The 16,691-nt window shown below is 36.3% G+C and carries 17 protein-coding genes; 6 read left to right on the top strand and 11 right to left on the bottom strand.

Features of this window, described 5'->3' with window-relative positions; translation table 11 throughout:
* Positions 1-7: 7 nt before the first annotated feature.
* From BUR19_RS07475 to BUR19_RS07465, 3 genes are read left to right on the top strand one after another with little or no spacing between them, the layout of a single operon-like run.
* Positions 8-1,003, top strand: a complete 996-nt coding sequence (locus BUR19_RS07475; RefSeq protein ID WP_074234411.1) for an HlyD family secretion protein — start codon at positions 8-10, stop codon at positions 1,001-1,003.
* Positions 1,004-1,033: 30 nt separating this feature from the next.
* The gene (locus BUR19_RS07470; protein ID WP_245799036.1) at positions 1,034-2,200 is read left to right on the top strand and encodes an ABC transporter permease; all 1,167 of its coding nucleotides are present in this window, start codon (positions 1,034-1,036) and stop codon (positions 2,198-2,200) included.
* Positions 2,197-3,357: an ABC transporter permease gene (locus BUR19_RS07465; protein WP_074234408.1), complete on the top strand. Its 1,161-nt coding sequence runs from the start codon at positions 2,197-2,199 to the stop codon at positions 3,355-3,357. Before BUR19_RS07470 ends, BUR19_RS07465 begins: the two co-directional genes overlap by 4 nt.
* Here the strand turns inward: BUR19_RS07465 and BUR19_RS07460 are convergent.
* The 10 genes from BUR19_RS07460 to BUR19_RS07415 form a co-directional block, all read right to left on the bottom strand.
* Positions 3,344-4,093 carry a succinate dehydrogenase/fumarate reductase iron-sulfur subunit gene (locus BUR19_RS07460; RefSeq protein ID WP_074234406.1) on the bottom strand — a complete coding sequence of 250 codons (750 nt, stop codon included), beginning with the start codon at positions 4,091-4,093 and terminating at the stop codon, positions 3,344-3,346. The genes BUR19_RS07465 and BUR19_RS07460 overlap by 14 nt on opposite strands.
* Before the next feature lie 12 nt (positions 4,094-4,105).
* Positions 4,106-6,022 carry a fumarate reductase/succinate dehydrogenase flavoprotein subunit gene (locus BUR19_RS07455; RefSeq protein ID WP_074234404.1) on the bottom strand — a complete coding sequence of 639 codons (1,917 nt, stop codon included), beginning with the start codon at positions 6,020-6,022 and terminating at the stop codon, positions 4,106-4,108.
* Between the two features lie 11 nt (positions 6,023-6,033).
* On the bottom strand, positions 6,034-6,690 hold the full coding sequence (locus BUR19_RS07450) for a succinate dehydrogenase cytochrome b subunit (protein ID WP_074234402.1): 657 nt from the start codon (positions 6,688-6,690) through the stop codon (positions 6,034-6,036).
* A gap of 19 nt (positions 6,691-6,709) precedes the next feature.
* The gene (locus tag BUR19_RS07445) at positions 6,710-8,140 is read right to left on the bottom strand and encodes an anion permease (RefSeq protein WP_074234399.1); all 1,431 of its coding nucleotides are present in this window, start codon (positions 8,138-8,140) and stop codon (positions 6,710-6,712) included.
* A 19-nt stretch (positions 8,141-8,159) separates the two neighbouring features.
* Positions 8,160-9,314, bottom strand: a complete 1,155-nt coding sequence (locus BUR19_RS07440) for a porin (protein WP_074234397.1) — start codon at positions 9,312-9,314, stop codon at positions 8,160-8,162.
* A gap of 805 nt (positions 9,315-10,119) precedes the next feature.
* Positions 10,120-11,118, bottom strand: coding sequence for an NADP-dependent oxidoreductase (locus tag BUR19_RS07435; RefSeq protein ID WP_074234395.1), 999 nt, complete (start codon positions 11,116-11,118; stop codon positions 10,120-10,122).
* 4 nt (positions 11,119-11,122) lie between these two features.
* Positions 11,123-11,890 (bottom strand): SDR family oxidoreductase, encoded by a 768-nt coding sequence (locus tag BUR19_RS07430; protein ID WP_074234393.1) that lies wholly within the window; start codon positions 11,888-11,890, stop codon positions 11,123-11,125.
* A 16-nt stretch (positions 11,891-11,906) separates the two neighbouring features.
* Entirely contained in the window at positions 11,907-12,635 is a 729-nt protein-coding gene (locus tag BUR19_RS07425; RefSeq protein ID WP_074234391.1) for an SDR family oxidoreductase, read from the bottom strand.
* A gap of 28 nt (positions 12,636-12,663) precedes the next feature.
* Positions 12,664-13,761, bottom strand: a complete 1,098-nt coding sequence (locus BUR19_RS07420; RefSeq protein ID WP_074234389.1) for an alkene reductase — start codon at positions 13,759-13,761, stop codon at positions 12,664-12,666.
* Between the two features lie 78 nt (positions 13,762-13,839).
* Complete coding sequence (locus BUR19_RS07415; RefSeq protein WP_074234387.1) at positions 13,840-14,430, bottom strand: TetR/AcrR family transcriptional regulator; 591 nt, start codon at positions 14,428-14,430, stop codon at positions 13,840-13,842.
* Between the two features lie 144 nt (positions 14,431-14,574).
* Here BUR19_RS07415 and BUR19_RS07410 point away from each other — a divergent pair, with 144 nt between their 5' ends.
* The 3 genes from BUR19_RS07410 (at position 14,575) to BUR19_RS07400 (ending at position 16,270) form a co-directional block, all read left to right on the top strand.
* Positions 14,575-15,039 (top strand): DUF1905 domain-containing protein, encoded by a 465-nt coding sequence (locus BUR19_RS07410; protein ID WP_074234385.1) that lies wholly within the window; start codon positions 14,575-14,577, stop codon positions 15,037-15,039.
* 80 nt (positions 15,040-15,119) lie between these two features.
* Positions 15,120-15,932: a hypothetical protein gene (locus BUR19_RS07405; protein WP_074234383.1), complete on the top strand. Its 813-nt coding sequence runs from the start codon at positions 15,120-15,122 to the stop codon at positions 15,930-15,932.
* 50 nt (positions 15,933-15,982) lie between these two features.
* Positions 15,983-16,270 carry a cyclic nucleotide-binding domain-containing protein gene (locus tag BUR19_RS07400; protein WP_074234380.1) on the top strand — a complete coding sequence of 96 codons (288 nt, stop codon included), beginning with the start codon at positions 15,983-15,985 and terminating at the stop codon, positions 16,268-16,270.
* Positions 16,271-16,526: 256 nt separating this feature from the next.
* Here BUR19_RS07400 and BUR19_RS18940 read toward each other — a convergent pair whose 3' ends face one another.
* The gene (locus BUR19_RS18940; protein WP_175565882.1) at positions 16,527-16,688 is read right to left on the bottom strand and encodes a hypothetical protein; all 162 of its coding nucleotides are present in this window, start codon (positions 16,686-16,688) and stop codon (positions 16,527-16,529) included.
* Between the last annotated feature and the right edge of the window lie 3 nt (positions 16,689-16,691).

Here is a 16,691-nt window from a genome sequence, read left to right as displayed (position 1 = left end):
TAACAAGATGAAAAACTTTATAAAAAATTACTGGGCAGTTTTTATTCCGATTATGGTGTTGGTCATTGCTCTGATTTATCTTTTTCAAAATAAATCTTCCGAAAGTAATAAAGAAACTGTCATCGGAATGGTGGATGCAGAATTCGTGGATGTTTCCGCTTCTTTGCCGGGAAGAATGATTGATTTATTGGTAAAAGAAGGTGATGAAGTAAAAGAAGGTCAGGTTGTTGCCCAAATGAAAACTTCAGAAATCGAAACCATTCAGTCGCAAATGTCGGAAGCCGTAATTGTAGCTCAAAATCAATTGGATAAAATCAATCGTGGCGTAGAACCGGAAGTTTTGAAATCAGCGGAAAATCTTCAGCAAATCGCCAAACAACAAATGGATTTGATGAATAAAACCTACACCCGTTTTCAGAATCTTTATTCGGAAGGCGTGATTTCCGGACAGGAAAGAGATGTGATTTATTTCAAATATAAAGCGGCTCAAAAGGAATTGGAAACGGCAAATCTGAATGTTCAGCTTTTACAACGAGGAAATAATCAGGAGCTTAAAAATTCGGCTCAGGCTATTCTGAATCAGGCAAAAGGTGCAGATGAATTGGCAAAAGAAATCAAAGATAATGCTTCTATAAAAGCGCCGACTTCCGGAAAAATTTCCACAATGATTTCCAACAAAGGAGAAATGGTGAATGCAGGTTATCCGATGATGACCATTCAGAAAGACGATTCGTTTTTTGTAAAATTCAATATCCGTCAAAATCAAATGTCCAAAATCGATAAAGGAAGCATTGTGAAAATGAAAATCCCGGGTTGTACTCCGGAAGAAGTGAAAGGTGTGATTTCAGATTTAGCTCCGGCTTTGGGTTACGCAGATTGGGTTCCTGAAAAACAAAACGGTGAATTTGAACTGAGAACTTTCCAGATAAAAGTGAAACCTGCTAATGCAAGCTCGATAAAAGGACTTCGCTCGGGAATGACAGCGCAGCTTATTTTTGAGTAAAGAAATGATTTAAATCAAATAAATAAAACATTGAAAACCATCAGCCAAATTATGATTCGGGAGTGGAAACGGATTTTTTCGATTCCGAATTTTTATGTGATTTTGCTGGTCATTCCACCGATTATTTTTCTCTTTTACGGATTTATTTATCAGAAACAATTTGCGAAAGAACTTCCGATGGCAGTTTGGGACGAAGACCAATCTCAGGTTTCCCGTATGCTGACCGATATGATGGAACATAATGAGTTTATTCAATTTACTCAAACGGTTCACAGCAATGCAGAAATTGAAAAATTGATGAAAGAAGGCAAAATCTTCGGTGCAGTTCATTTTCCAAAAAATATGGAATCTGATGTCAAGAAAAATCATCAGTCCAATATTACACTTTATACCAACGGAGCATATCTGGTTCCTGCGAAAATGATTTATAAGGGTGCTGCCGAAGTTATTATCAAAGGTGGACTGGCGGTCGTTCTTCAAAAAGCTGAAAAGCAAGGAATGTCCGCTGAGAAAGCAAACACATTGATTCAGCCTATAAAACTGAATACGACAACATTGTACAATCCGGATTTTAACTATCAGATGTATCTCACACCAGGATTGATTACGGTCGGACTTCAAATGGCTTTGGTTGTGGCATCTGTCTTAATTTTAAATCTTGAATTTAGACGAAATACAATCGACGAACTTTTTAAGATTTCAACTTCATCTTCGCAGATTGTAGTCGGGAAAATGTTGGCTCATCTTTGCATTTCGTGGATACTTTTTGTGTTGGTTGCTTACGTTGTTTTTCCTGTTTATGAATTGGGAAAACCCAAAACCGATTTCAATTTTTTTCTGATTTATACGTTGATGTCTTTGGCTTGTATCGGGATTGGAATGATGCTTTCCGCGATTTCCAATAATCTTCTTTTTGTGACGGATGTTGCTCTGTTTTTTACATCTCCGGCTTTCGTTTTCAGTGGTTTTACATTTCCGAGATGGGCAATGCCTTGGTACGACCGGTTTTACGCGGACATAATGCCTTATACGCATTTTTTGGACGGATTCATCAAACTCTATTTTATGGAACTTCCGTTGTCTTATGCAACTCCGGAAATTTTCAAATTGCTGGTTTTTATTGGAATTACATTTCCTTTGAGCATTGTATTTTTTCAGAAAAAAGTCAATCAATATCTTAAAGAAAATCGGGTATGAAAGAGATTTTCGACATATTGAAAAGAGAACTTAGAAACGTTTCGAAAGATTCGAGTCTGTTTCTGATTTTGCTTTTGGCTCCGATTCTTTACGCATTTATGTACGGAAGTATTTATCTGAATAAAGGCGAAGAAAAAGTAAAACTGGCTCTGATTGATAACGACGGAACTGCGATTTCCAGAACATTGACGGAGCAATTTGATTCGACGCCGATGATAGAAATTATCCCGAGCTCTGATATTAATGACGCTCAGGAAAAGATGTATCAAGGGGATGTTCAAGGTTATTTTTATATTGAGTCCGGTTTTGAAAAGGCTATTTTATCGCAAAAACAAACCAATGTGAATCTGGTACTGAATGCCTCAAGGTTTTTGCCTTCCAGCGATTTGCTAAGTACGGTTACCAAAGTTTGTCTGACGGTGGGAGCGGGTGTGAGAAAAACGTATTTCAACAAACAAGGAATGGGAGAGGACGAATCGATGAAAATGACCAATCCGATTAATATGGATTATCGTCCGCTTTATAATTCGGGGATGACATATGGTTCGTTTCTTTTGCCGGGATTATTGGCGATTATTTTACAGCAAACACTTTTGATAGGCGTTGCAGCGGCTTTTACTTCTGAAAGAGAGGAAAATAAATTATTGAATCTTTATCAAATTTCAAGGCAAAGTATTTCTAAAATGATTTTCGGGAAAAGTTTACTTTATTTCTTTGCATTTATGATTTTCGGTTTGTTTTTTTCAATCGTGAATTTTTCCGTTTTCGGAGTTGAGATTAGAGGGAATTATTTTGATTTGGCTGTTATTTCAGCATTATTTATTGCGACAATCATTGTCTTTGGAATGTTGATAGGAAGCTTTTTCAAGACCAAACTTTTTGCTTTTCAGGTTTTGGTATTTTCGTCTTATCCGATTTTTTTAATCACAGGATATTCTATGCCGTATCAGGCTTTGCCGAAGTTTGTTCAGATGTTGTCTGATACTTTACCGACTTCTCCATTTTTGAAAACATACATCTCAATTGTACAATCCGGAGGTTCGCTTTCAGATAATTTAAGTTCTGTAATCCATTTGGTTATTTTATGGATTATATTTGAATTTCTATTGATTTTAAGGATAAAATATTTGATTAAAAATAATGTTATTTCTTCTTGAAAAACAATGCTCGGCTATATTCGTAATTCATTCTGGCGATATTCAAAACAGAGATTCCTTGCGGACATTCCACTTCACAAGCTTCGGTGTTTGAACAGTGACCGAAATGCTCAGAATCCATTTGTGTGACCATATTTAAAACACGATTACTTCGTTCTTCTTTTCCTTGCGGAAGTAAAACCATATGGGTTATTTTTGCTGAAGTAAACAACGCTGCACTTCCGTTTTTGCAAGTCGCAACACAAGCACCACAACCAATACACGCCGCAGAATCAAAGGCTTCTTCCGCTATTTGATGAGTGACTGCAATTGCTGTTGCGTCGGGAGCCTGACCAGTGTTAATTGAGACAAATCCGCCGGATGAAATAATACGGTCAAAGGCAGAACGGTCAACTTTCAAATCTTTTTTAATAGGAAAAGCCAACGCTCTGAAAGGTTCAATCACAATCGTTTCTCCATCTTTGAAAGAACGCAAATGTAATTGGCAAGTTGTCGTATGTTCCAAAGGTCCGTGAGCCAAGCCATTAATCATCATTCCGCACTGTCCACAGATTCCTTCACGGCAATCGTGGTCGAATTCTATGGGTTCATCACCTTCTGTAATTAGTCTTTCATTTAACGTATCCAGCATTTCCAGGAAAGACATATGAGGATTTAAACCTGTCAAATTATAATTTACCAGTTTGCCTTCACTTTGATAATCTTTCTGCCGCCATATTTTTAGATGTAAATCCATAATTTCTGTGCTTTATTTATAACTTCTTACAGTAGGTTGTATTTCTTCAAAAACTAAAGGTTCTTTAATAAGATCCGGCTCGCTATTTTCGCCTTTCCAAGCCCAAGCTGAAATGAATTGAAATTCAGAATCATTCCTTAAAGCTTCTCCGTCGGACGTTTGGTACTCTTCACGAAAATGCGCTCCACAAGATTCGTTTCGGGTTAAAGCATCGTAACACATCAGTTCGCCAATTTCAAAATAATCGGCAACGCGACCGGCTTTTTCTAACTCGGTATTCATTTGATTTCCTTGTCCGGAAACTTTGACGTCTTTATAGAATTCCTGTTTCAGTTTTCGGATTTCTTTGATGGCATATTTTAAACCTTCTTCATTTCGGGCTAAACCACAGTAATCGTAAAGTAGTTTTCCTAATGTTTTATGAAAATAATCAACCGTTTTTGTTCCGTTGATATTGATAAAACTTTCGATTTGCTGTTTCACACGATTTTCCGCTTTTTCAAATTCAATGTCATCCGTTGAAATTTTTCCGGTATGGATTTCATTGGATAAATAATTGGCGATAGTATAAGGTGCAATAAAATAGCCGTCAACAGATGCCTGAAGCAGGGAATTTGCACCCAAGCGGTTTGCTCCGTGGTCTGCGAAATTAGCTTCACCCAACGCAAATAACCCTGGAATGGTGGTCATCAATTCATAATCCACCCAAAGTCCGCCCATCGAAAAGTGCGCGGAAGGCGAAATCATCATTGGTTCTTTGTAGGCATCATATCCGGTGATTTTAAGATACATATCAAACAAATTTCCATACTTCTCTTTAATTTTTTCTTTTCCCTGTTCTTTAATGGCCTTAGAGAAATCAAGATAAACTGCATTTTTTAACGGTCCGATTCCGAAACCTGCATCAATTCTTTCTTTCGCAGCTCTTGATGAAATATCTCTCGGAGCCAAATTTCCAAAAGCAGGATATCGTCTTTCCAGATAATAATCTCTCTCTTTTTCTGTAATATCATTAGGCTTTCGGACTTCATTTTCTTTTAGTGGGACCCAGATTCTGCCATCATTTCGCAAAGATTCCGACATCAACGTTAACTTCGACTGATAATCTCCTGACTGCGGAAGTGAAGTAGGGTGTACCTGAATCCAGCTTGGGGAAGCCATCAAAGCTCCTTTTTTGTGAGCCCGCCAAATTGCAGAGCCGTTGCAACCCATTGCCAAAGTCGATAAATAATATATTTTTCCATAACCGCCGGTTGCCAAAATAACTGCGTGTGCAGCGTGTCTTTCAATTTCTCCAGTGTCTAAATTTCTGACAATAATTCCTCTCGCTTTTCCATCAATCATTACTAAATCCAGCATTTCGTGTCTTGAAAATAGCTGAACAGTTTTCTTTCCAACTTGTCGCATCAAAGCCTGATAAGCTCCTAAAAGCAATTGTTGTCCGGTTTGTCCTCTCGCATAAAAAGTCCGGCTCACTTGGACACCACCAAAAGAACGATTATTCAGATAACCACCATATTCTCGTCCGAACGGAACGCCTTGTGCAACGGCTTGGTCGATAAGATTTAAAGAGCATTCAGCCATACGATAAACATTGGCTTCACGGGCTCTGAAATCTCCGCCTTTTAAAGTGTCAACAAACATTCTGTAAACACTGTCGCCGTCATTTTTATAATTTTTAGCAGCATTTACGCCGCCTTGTGCAGCTACAGAATGCGCTCTTCTCGGGCTGTCCTGAAAACAGAAGGATTTCACATTATAGCCCATTTCTCCCAAAGATGCAGCGATAGAACTTCCAGCTAAACCCGTTCCGACAACGATAATATCCAATTTTTTTCGGTTGGCGGGATTGACAAGCTTGGCAGTTTTTTTATAATTTTCCCATTTCTGTTCTAAAGAGCCTTCCGGTATTTTTGAATCTAAAATCATAAGTTTTCAATTTAACGGTAAGTGAAGAATATATAAATCGGCATTAAGGCAAATCCAACACTGATGATGATTGAATAAGCGATTCCAACAGTTTTGAACCATTTGACAAACTTCGGATGAAATAATCCTAATGTTCTGACAGCGCTGTAAATTCCGTGTATTAAATGATAACATAAAGCAATCATTGATATGACATAAATAATGACATACCACCATTCTTTAAAAACAGTAATCACAAGAATATAAAGGTCTTTATTTCCATTTTCATCCAAAGGCGGTTTTCCGAATTTGTAGACATACCAGAAATTCTGAAAATGAATCACTAAGAAAATCAACAATATTGTTCCAAGAATTCCCATATTTCGGGAATACCATTTACTGGCTCTTCCGCGTTGATCGGATTGATAATTCGCTCCGGATTTTTTATTTTTTAAAGTAATAATTAATCCATCCAAAGCGTGAAGGATAATACTTGCATATAACACATAAGAAACAATTTTAATGAGAATATTTCCTGACAGAAAATGCGAGTAAGAATTGAATTGAAGGTGCGCCTGTTCCTGTGGTAAAAATAATTGAAGATTTCCCAAGAAATGAATCAATAGAAAAAAACTCAGGAAAAGCCCTGTAAGACACATCAGCATTTTTCTTGATAAGGTTGACAACATATTTGTTGATTTTTTAGAATTAATAATAGCCTAAGATTTTCATCCAGAGTCCACCAATTCCCATATAGATAATTAATAAAACGATTCCGATTTCTAAACCTCGAAGCCACCAAGCTTTCAAATCAACATATCCGCTTCCAAAAAATACAGGAGCCGGACCGTGACCATAATGCGTTAACACACCGTAAATCGAACCTAAAAATCCAAGCATCATCGCCAACAACATTGGAGGTATTCCGACTGCAACACCAACTCCTAACAATGCAGCATACATTGCCGCAACGTGAGCTGTCGCACTCGCAAAAATATAATGACTGAAAAAGTATACAAGAATAATGACAGGAAAAGCAACGGTCCAAGTCATTCCACCGATTTTCACTTTAATTAAATCACTGAACCAACCGATAAATCCCAATTCGTTCAATGAGCTCGCCATCATCACCAATACCGCAAACCAGACAATTGTGTCCCAGGCTCCTTTCTCAGATTTTACATCTTCCCAAGTTAAAACGGAGGTTAAAAGAAGTAATGTTAAGCCAATGAAAGCCGTTGTTGTAGCATCAATTGACAAAGCTCCGCCGAAAATCCAAAGTGTTAATAAAATGAAAAATGCCAATAACATTAACCATTCGTTTTTGGAAATCGGTCCCATTTCTTTTAATTTTTCAGCCGCCATTTTCGGAGCATCACCGGTTTTCTTCAATTCAGGCGGATATAATTTGTATAAAACTAATGGTACAACAAAAAACGCCACCAATCCCGGAACAAAACCTGCGGCTGCCCAAGACATCCAAGTAATATTGATTCCCAAATTCGCTGCAAATTTCTGACACATCGGATTGCTCGCCGTTCCTGTCAGAAACATAGAAGACGAAATCAGATTCATATAATAGCTGTTCAATGTTAAATACGAACCCAATTTTCTATGCGTCTCAGGTTTATCGGGAACTGAGTCGAAACTTATCGCCATAGATTTCATAATCGGATAAATAATTCCGCCACCTCTTGCTGTATTACTCGGAATTGCGGGAGCTAAGCAAACATCAGCTAAACCTAAACCATAAGCCAAGCCTAATGAACTTCTTCCAAAAATTCTGATGAATAAAAAGGCAATTCGGTTTCCTAAACCTGTTTTAATGAATCCTCTTGCAATAAAAAATGAAATCCCGATTAACCAAATCACTTTATCTCCAAATCCGGAAAGTGCTTTTGTGATTGATTTTCCTGCATCTCCGGGAGCTACAACCTGCGTGAGTGCGGTGAATCCAATCGCCATCATACACATTGTTCCCATCGGAGCGGCTTTTAAGATGATTCCTAAAATAGTCGCCGCAAAAATGGCAAATAAATGCCACGCATTTTCAGCCACGCCTTCCGGAGCGGGAATAAACCATATGATAAGAGCAATGGCAAATGTGATTGCGACAGCTTTGATGTTTATTTCTTTCATAATAGTTAGTTTTTAAGGATTAAAATCTACTTTGTACCTGAACAATGAATAGATTGTTGTTGTATTGTGTGGTGTTTGCAATGCTGTGTTTATATCGGTCAAATTGAACTCCCAACTGAATTCTTGCCCCGTAATTTTTCAAAAATTCTAAGCCAAACATCGGAGTAATCGTTTGTCTGGGATTTGAATTTAATCTGAAATTGGTGTCCAGATATTCATAACGGCAGGATAATTCAAAAGCACTCAGATTTCTGTGATTGATTTCGTATCTTAAATTCGGCAGAAAATAAGCGCCACGAATTAAATATTCGTCGGGATTGTTTGGTCTAAGTTCAGGAGCGACGGCAAAATATAAAGGATGATTGGTCGCCTGTTTGGCTTCCAGCTGCATATCCAAACTCCATTTTGGATTGAAATTGACAAGTGAACTCAAGTCAACTCCCAAACCGTAAATCTTTTTCCCAAAAATCTCTCCAACGCCTCCATTTAAACCAAGATTTAAATTATGTTTTTTGTCTAAACCGAAAACAAGTCGGGTAGAGTACTGTTTTCCATTATCGTTATCATTGACCTGGTTTTTTCCATTTCCATTCACGATAGAAACTGCGTATTGAAAAGGTATTTCGCCTAATTCCAATTGTCCGGTTGCGGAAAGTCCGATCTGAAAACTTGTCCAGCCTAATTTTCCAAATTCTGTATATTGATTTGACCAGTCCAAAGACTTAATAATATCAATAGGATAAGTTTCTTCAATCCCGAACCAAGGTCTGAATTGTCCTACAGTAAAGGCTAATTTGGGATTAAATGTGTATTTTAAATAAGCATTTTCGAGAACCCTGGATTTGGGATCATTTTTAAAATCGGCGAGGTTGGCAAGAACCACAACTTCAGTTCGTTTACTGATTTGTGCTCGTGCCTGAACTCTCATATACTTCAACATAAAATTGTTGTCTGTTCCACTGCCATCGGAATGATGAAGTCCGTTAACATCTACGTCTTTGGACATTCCCACGAGATAGCGAGCCTGAAAAAGCCCTTTTATCTGAAGGATAGGATATTTAATATTTTCTTCTTTTTGGACTGCTTCATTTGAATCTTTGATCTGACCATTTACAGTACTACAAAATAAATTAATGCCTATCAATAAACTATTTCTGATAAAAATAAAATTCATATTGCTGTGGTTTTAGTTTTTTATAAGTTGGATCAATATGGATTTACTATAGAAAAATAGTCTGAATAAAAATGGTAATCTGAATTTTTAGAAAATATAATCAATAAACATTTATTCATAATAATTCTATTTGTGTAGTTAGTTAAAATTACAAAAATTATTAGATTTTAAATATTATTTTTTGTTTTTAGTGATTTTGTTCGATGAATTATGTAAATTTTAAAACATTTCATCAATAAATGATTTTGATGAAAGATAGTTTATTGAAATTATAACTGTTGTATTATTTTGCTTATATCTGCATCAAATTAAAATTTTATGAAAAAGATAATAAACTTAATTTGAGCATAAATATAATATTTTGAGATATTCAAGTAATTTAGTTATATCAATTCTGAAATTAACATAGCTTGTTTTTAAATCAATTTTTGAAGAATATAACCTTGATCCTTTTTAATTTAAATATTTCAAAAATGAAGATTAAATTATATTTAAACAATGTCAAGACTTTATGTAGATAAATTATAAGTTAAAATTTTGCAAAAAAGCGCCAACTGTCTTCAGTTGGCGCCATTTGGCTATGTGTGAATTTGACATGACTATATCCAAACCATTTATTAGCAGATATAGATAATATTTTCAAGATATTAAGTATAAAAATGATTTAATCAAATAAATTCAAAAATAATTCTAAGTGTTGAATGTTTTAGATGATACGATTAATAAAATTTATCGAAATTTTTTTTTTAAAATAATAACATTTGAGGTAAATAAGATGTTTTGTTTAAAGAAAATAAATCTGAGTTTACTTAATTTTTATAACAACCTTTCCTTTCGCACGGCCACTTTCAACATATTCCAACGCTTCATTGGTTTGTTCGAAAGGGTAGATTTTGTCAATAACAGGTTTGATGATGTCAGCTTCGATAAGTTTTGCGATGTTTTCCAATTGATTTCCGTTGGCTTTCATAAAAAGAAAAGAGTAGTCGATTTTTCGCTTTTTGGCTTTCCCTCTGATGCTGAAACTTAACAATGACATAACAATCTTTAAATACCAAGGTAATCCCATTTCTTTAGCAAAATCGGGAGTTGGCGGACCTGAAATAGAAATCACTTGACCGTTTGGTTTAAGAATGTTGATTGATTTTTCTAATGTCTTATTATCCTGACTGTTGAGTACGACATCATAATCTTTAAGCATCGTTTCGAAATCCTGCGTTTTGTAATCAATCAAAACATCTGCTCCCAGATTCTTCAAAAGTTTAAAACTTTTTTCACTCGCGGTCGTTGCTACATTTGCTCCAAGATGTTTTGCCAATTGAATCGCTACAGTTCCCACGCCACCTGAACCGGCCTGGATAAAGACTTTTTGTCCCTTTTCCAAATTTGCTTTTTCAGCCAATGCTTGCCAAGCAGTCAGCGCTACCAAAGGAATTGAGGCGGATTCTTCCATCGTCAGGTTTTTTGGTTTAAAGGCGATATCTTTTTCATTAATGGAAATATACTCCGCAAAAGTTCCGATGTGAAAATCTGAAACTCTTGAATAAATCTCGTCACCCACCTTGAATTTTTTGACATTTTTTCCAACTTGCGTGACGATTCCTGCAACATCGTGTCCTAAGATCAATGGAAATTTGTAAGGTAAAAATAATTTGAATTCACCCTTTTTGATTTTTGAATCCAAAAGATTGATGCTGGCAGAATGAACTTCTACCAAAACGTCATTGTCACCGACTTTTGGCGCAGGAACATCTGCAAGATGCAGCCCATCTTTCGTGTAATTGTTGATGAGGAAAGCTTTCATTTTATTAATTTTTTAAAAGTTGATGACTTTGTTTTGGATTGATGATATTAAAGCCAATTTTCGGGAAGAATCTATTGATAAAGCTAAAAATTTTTGCGTCACCTACTCGGATGGTGTACTGGTCTTTTGACAAACCATTGATGAGACCTTCGATCATTTTTTCAGGCGTTATTTTTTTATCTTTTCTTTCTGCGGTCATTTCTGTTGCAACAAGTGGTGGGATCAATTCGAATATTTTCACTTTGCTTCCAATGATCTTTAAATGTTCCCGGAGCGAAATGGTGTAAAATGCCAATGCGGTTTTAGAGGAAGAATAAGTTGCCTCAATTAATGAAGGCGTGATGCTCAATATCGAAGTCGTATTGATGATTGCAGCTTCATTTCTGGAGTTTAGCATATCCAAAAAAAGATTATTCAGCCTGATGACACCCAGATAATTAACTTCCATTTCGTATGCTGCACCTTCAAGATGTTTATCATTTGGAATACCGAGATTTGCAGGCGGCACAAGGACGCCTGCATTATTGTATAAAATATCAATTCCTCCTAATGCTTTTATTTGTTCAAAAAGAGATTGAGCATCAGCTTCTTTTCCGGCATCAATTTGTATCGTGACGATAGATGGAAATGCTTTTTTCACCGCATCCAGTTTCGATTGGGTTCTTCCTGTAATGATCACCTTGGCGCCAATTGCTAAAAATTGCTTCGCCGCTTCGAGTCCAATTCCTGATGCGCCACCTGTGATCAAAATGGTTTTTCCTTTTAATTTCATAATAAAAAATTTAAAATTAATGAGGAATCTGCTCTGTGATCGGATTTATCAAATTATGGATGTTTTTCGTATCGCCAACCGGAACTTCGAACTGATCTTTTTCTAAAGCTAAAAACAACTCATCTGCAACTTCAGAAGCTGGAATTCCATTAGCGCCACCAATTTCTGCTGAAAATTCTGTATTGACCAATGGCGGATAAACTTCATAAACATTCAATTTGTCATTGTCTGCAAAAGTATCCCGCAATCCTTGGGTGTAACTGTGGAGCGCGGCTTTGCTGGCAGAGTAGGTGGGCAAAAATTTGTTTGACCTGAAAACAGCAATCGAAGAAATGTTGACGATTGCCGAATCTTCTTGTTCTAATAATTGTGGCAAAACCAACGAAGTGAAATGAATCACGCTGATGTAATTGGTGTTGATTTCCTGATATGCTTTTTCAGCAGCGTTGTTTTCACTGTTGCTGAGGTCATTCATAAATGCAGAACCGGCATTGTTGATGATGATATTCAGATTCGGATGATTGGTTTTGAGTTTGTCTGCGATTCGGATTCGGTCTGCTTCCAAAGATAGATCACCTGCGATAGCAACGGCATTATCCAATTCTTTTAAGGCATTTTGAAGACGCGCTTCATTTCTTCCATTAATGATGATTTGATTGCCTGAATCACTTAGTTTTTTGGCAATTGCAAATCCAATTCCGGCACTTCCGCCACTGATGAATATGGTATTTCCTATTGTTTTCATTGTAGTATTTTAAAAATTTGGTTGAAAATTATTCTGATAAAAATGAATAGTCTGTGTAGCCTTTTTCGCCAGGTGTGTAAAATGTGCTTTGGTCGGGAGCGTTGAGAGGAGCATCAGTTTTGAATCGCTCTACCAGATCCGGATTTGCCAGGAAAGGAACACCGAAAGATACAAGGTCAGCATCGCCGTCATTCAGTACTTTGGTAGCTGTTTCTTTGTTGAATCCTCTGTTGATGATGATGGTCCCGTTATATATTTTTCGGAAATGTTTTGCAACTTCCTGTATTGCGTTTTGATAATTTGAAACATCCGTAAATGGTTCGATGAGGTGAATGTAGGCTAAACCGTATTCGTTCAATTTAGTAACTACATAATTATAAAATTCAATGGTTTCGTCATCTACGGAGATTCCCATAATACCGTTTAAAGAAGGATTCAGGCGGATTCCTACACGGCTAAGATTTACCACATTTTTCAATTCATCCAAGATCTCGAATAGGATTCTTGCACGATTTTCTATCGAACCACCATATTCATCCTCACGCAGATTGCTGTTTTTGCTGAAGAATTGCTGTAGCAAATAGCCATTCGCACCGTGTAATTCCACACCATCAAAACCAGCTTCGAAAGCATTGATTGCACCTTGTTTGAAATCTGAAATCGTTTGTTTGATGTCATCAATGCTCATAGCTCTAGAACTTTCACTTTTTTTGAATCCGGTAGGAGTGAAGACTTCCACATTCGGGTTGTACGCAGATGGTGCTAAAGGAGCGTTGCCATTGTGATGGTCGGGATGTGAGTTGGCGCCCGTATGCCAAAGTTGAGCAAAGATTTTACCTCCTTTCTCGTGAACGGCTGAGGTGGTGAGTTTCCAACCTTCAATTTGTGCTTGGCTGTAAATGCCCGGAACGTTGATAACACCAACTGCTTCTTCACTTATGACAGTTCCTTCTGTAATAATAAGACCTGCTGATGCACGTTGGCTGTAATATTTTGCATTCAATTCTGTGGCGGTATGTTCTGGGTTGTCGGAACGGCTACGGGTTAATGGTGCCATTGCCATTCTGTTTTCTAATTCTAAATCGTTGAGTTGAAAAGGCTCAAATAATGATATTGTATTACTCATAATGATGTTGGTTTAAATTTTATAGATGAATATTTATGATTAAAATATACTTTTTGGTCTATTTTTATTTAAAAAAAATTAAATCGCGTATTGCTCTAATTCTGCTTTTAGATTTTTGATGAGTGATTGCATCGGTTTCATTGTGTCCATCGTTCGGCACATTACAATACCGCCTTCTACAGATGCCACAAGTTTGAATGCAAAAACAACAGGGTCGAGTTTGGTAGAATATTCGCCGTTGGCAATGCCTTCTTTAAGGATAGAACTAAGTCCTTCTTGCCCGACTCTGAACAATGTTGCAACCTTTTGCTTGATGACCGGGAAATTGTCATCTACTTCCACGGCCGTGTTGAAAATTGGACAACCTCCTGAAATGTAAGTGTTTATTGGGTCTTTGTAGAAATCCAAGAAGGCTGATATTTTCGCTTTGGTTGTTTTAGCATTTGAAACTGCCAAATACATTTTGTCAGACACTTTCTTTAGCATCAATTCAATCACTTGCTCAGTAAGGTCATCTTTATTTTCAAAGTGACCGTAGAGACAACCTTTGGTCAGTTTTGTTTCATCCAACACATTGTCAATGTTTACACCAGAGATACCCTTTTTGTTATAGAGAGGTGCGGCTGTTTCCAGAATAAATTGCTTAGTCTTTTCTGCTTTGGTCAACATTGGTCTTGAATTATGATGCAAATATACTAAAAAGTATATTATTTTGAATTTTTTTTTATCTTTGAATGATTTTATTTTTAATCATTGTTTTTAACACTGATAAAGTGAAAAAAAACATTGACTTTATTATTCTATAAAAAATCTATGGATTATATAATAAAAAATGAGAAACTCAAGCTCATCTATGAGTCAGGAAATGGCGCCTGGACCTATCACTTGCGTATTCCAAATTCAGAACATATCGAGGGAAAATGGGGTGAGATAAAAGTGTCAGGTTCAATTGATGATTATAAATTAGAATCGAGAAATCTTGCACCGACTAAAGAAGGAGACAAAATTCTTTCTATAAATAATGAGATAAGAACTGCCATCAACAAAAAAGGTGGAGATACAGTTAACGTTTCACTTTACCTCATTTCCAAAAAAGAGGAAATTACAGAAAAAGAAATTTTAGATACTTTTAAAGAATCAAATGTGTTAGATGTTTTCAAGAAACTCAGCGAATTGGAAAAAAAGGAGATTTTAGATAACATTATCTCACAAAAAATAGAAGAGAAACAAATCACGATAATTATCAAATATATAGACCAATTAAGTAAGACCGTTTAAAAAGAAAGAATTTTACAATTCCATATGTAATTGAACTTACTAAAAACGTTGGTTGCAAATCCTAAAATAAAATATCAAAAATGAAAACAATATTATATTTAACAGACCTTTATTATGAAGCAAAGGGTAGAAAATATTATGAGGAAGATCTGTACATCACCTCAAAGCTAAAAGATCATTTTAATATTCTTATCGGTCATCCGCATCAGGCTATTTCAAATCTTGAAGTTGCAGATTTGGTCGTTTTTAGAAATACAGGTTCTGTTCTTGGTTATCAGGAATATTTTCAAAAATTTTTGACAGCGGTCGAGCAGAAAAATATTTTGACATTTAATTCTTTCGATGGGAAAGCTGACATTTTAGGGAAACAATATTTGATAGACCTTACAGATCAGGGTTATCCTGTAATTCCAACTGTCGAGAGCTTAACAGAAATAGATAAAATAGGTGTCCACGAAAAATATATCATCAAATTAAAAAATGGTGCGGATTCCATCGGAATGGAAATGCTGAGCTATGATTCATTGATCAGTTCAGATCCGATCGGGAAATTGATCCAGCCGTTGATCGATTTTGACTACGAAGTCTCCTTTTATTACTTAAACGACAAATTTCAATATGCACTTTATGCTCCTGACAAAGACAAACGTTGGGAACTGGTTGAATATGAACCTACAGAAAACGATCTGGAATTTTCGAAAAAATTCATTGAATGGAATGATATTGAACGTGGAATCACAAGAGTTGATGCCTGCCGCCTGAAAGATAACAGCCTGTTGTTGGTTGAACTTGAAGATCTGAATCCTTTTCTTTCTATCGACCTATTGCCTATAGAGAAGAGGGATCGATTTATAAATGATCTAATCGAGGCACTCAATTCATCGATAAACTGAAATTGAAAGCTGCCAAGAATTGTTTTAATTATCCTAATTGCAAAAAATCAATGAACCACCTGCTTTCAAAGCTTAAGACCTATGGTGATATTTCGAAAGAAGCAGAGGAATTGCTGAAAAGCAAAATGGTTGCAAACACAAGAAAAAGAGGAGATTTTTTTATCAGAAAAGGGCAGATCGCAACCAGTATCTTTATCTTGGAAAAGGGTGCCGTGAGAGCTTTTGCCGAAATTGATAATAAAGAAACAACAGTTTGGCTGGGCTTTGAAGATCTTATCTTAGGCTCGATACTGTCCACTAATTTCGATCAGCCTGCTTCTGAAAATATCCAATTTTAGAAGATTCTCTTGTGCATTCTATACCAATTTCCGATTTAAATACTCTATACAGGAACTTTCCTGAAATGAATGTCATTGGTCGGAAACTGGCAGAGAATTATTGTAATTTCCTTGAGAAACGGATACAGTCTCTTCAGGCTGAATCAGCGACACAACGATATCAAAAGCTTCTGATCTCGGAGCCAGATGTGATCAAAAGAGTTCCTGTCAAATTTATTGCCTCCTACATTGGTATCTCCAGTGAAACGCTTAGATTTTATTGCAGATCTTCCCTTTTCTGATAAAAAATCTCCCCTTTTTTATATGCTTGTTCCCTGGTTTTAGAATGTAATGCACTGCCGGCTTTTTCATCCAAGTGGACATGACGTTCTACGAATTGAAAAAAATCAGATGGTTTTGGATCGGTTGGGCTTATCATTTT

The sequence above is a fragment of the Epilithonimonas zeae genome, from assembly GCF_900141765.1.
GTDB classification, from domain to species: Bacteria; Bacteroidota; Bacteroidia; order Flavobacteriales; family Weeksellaceae; genus Epilithonimonas; species Epilithonimonas zeae.
This window is presented reverse-complemented; position numbering and strand designations above follow the sequence as displayed.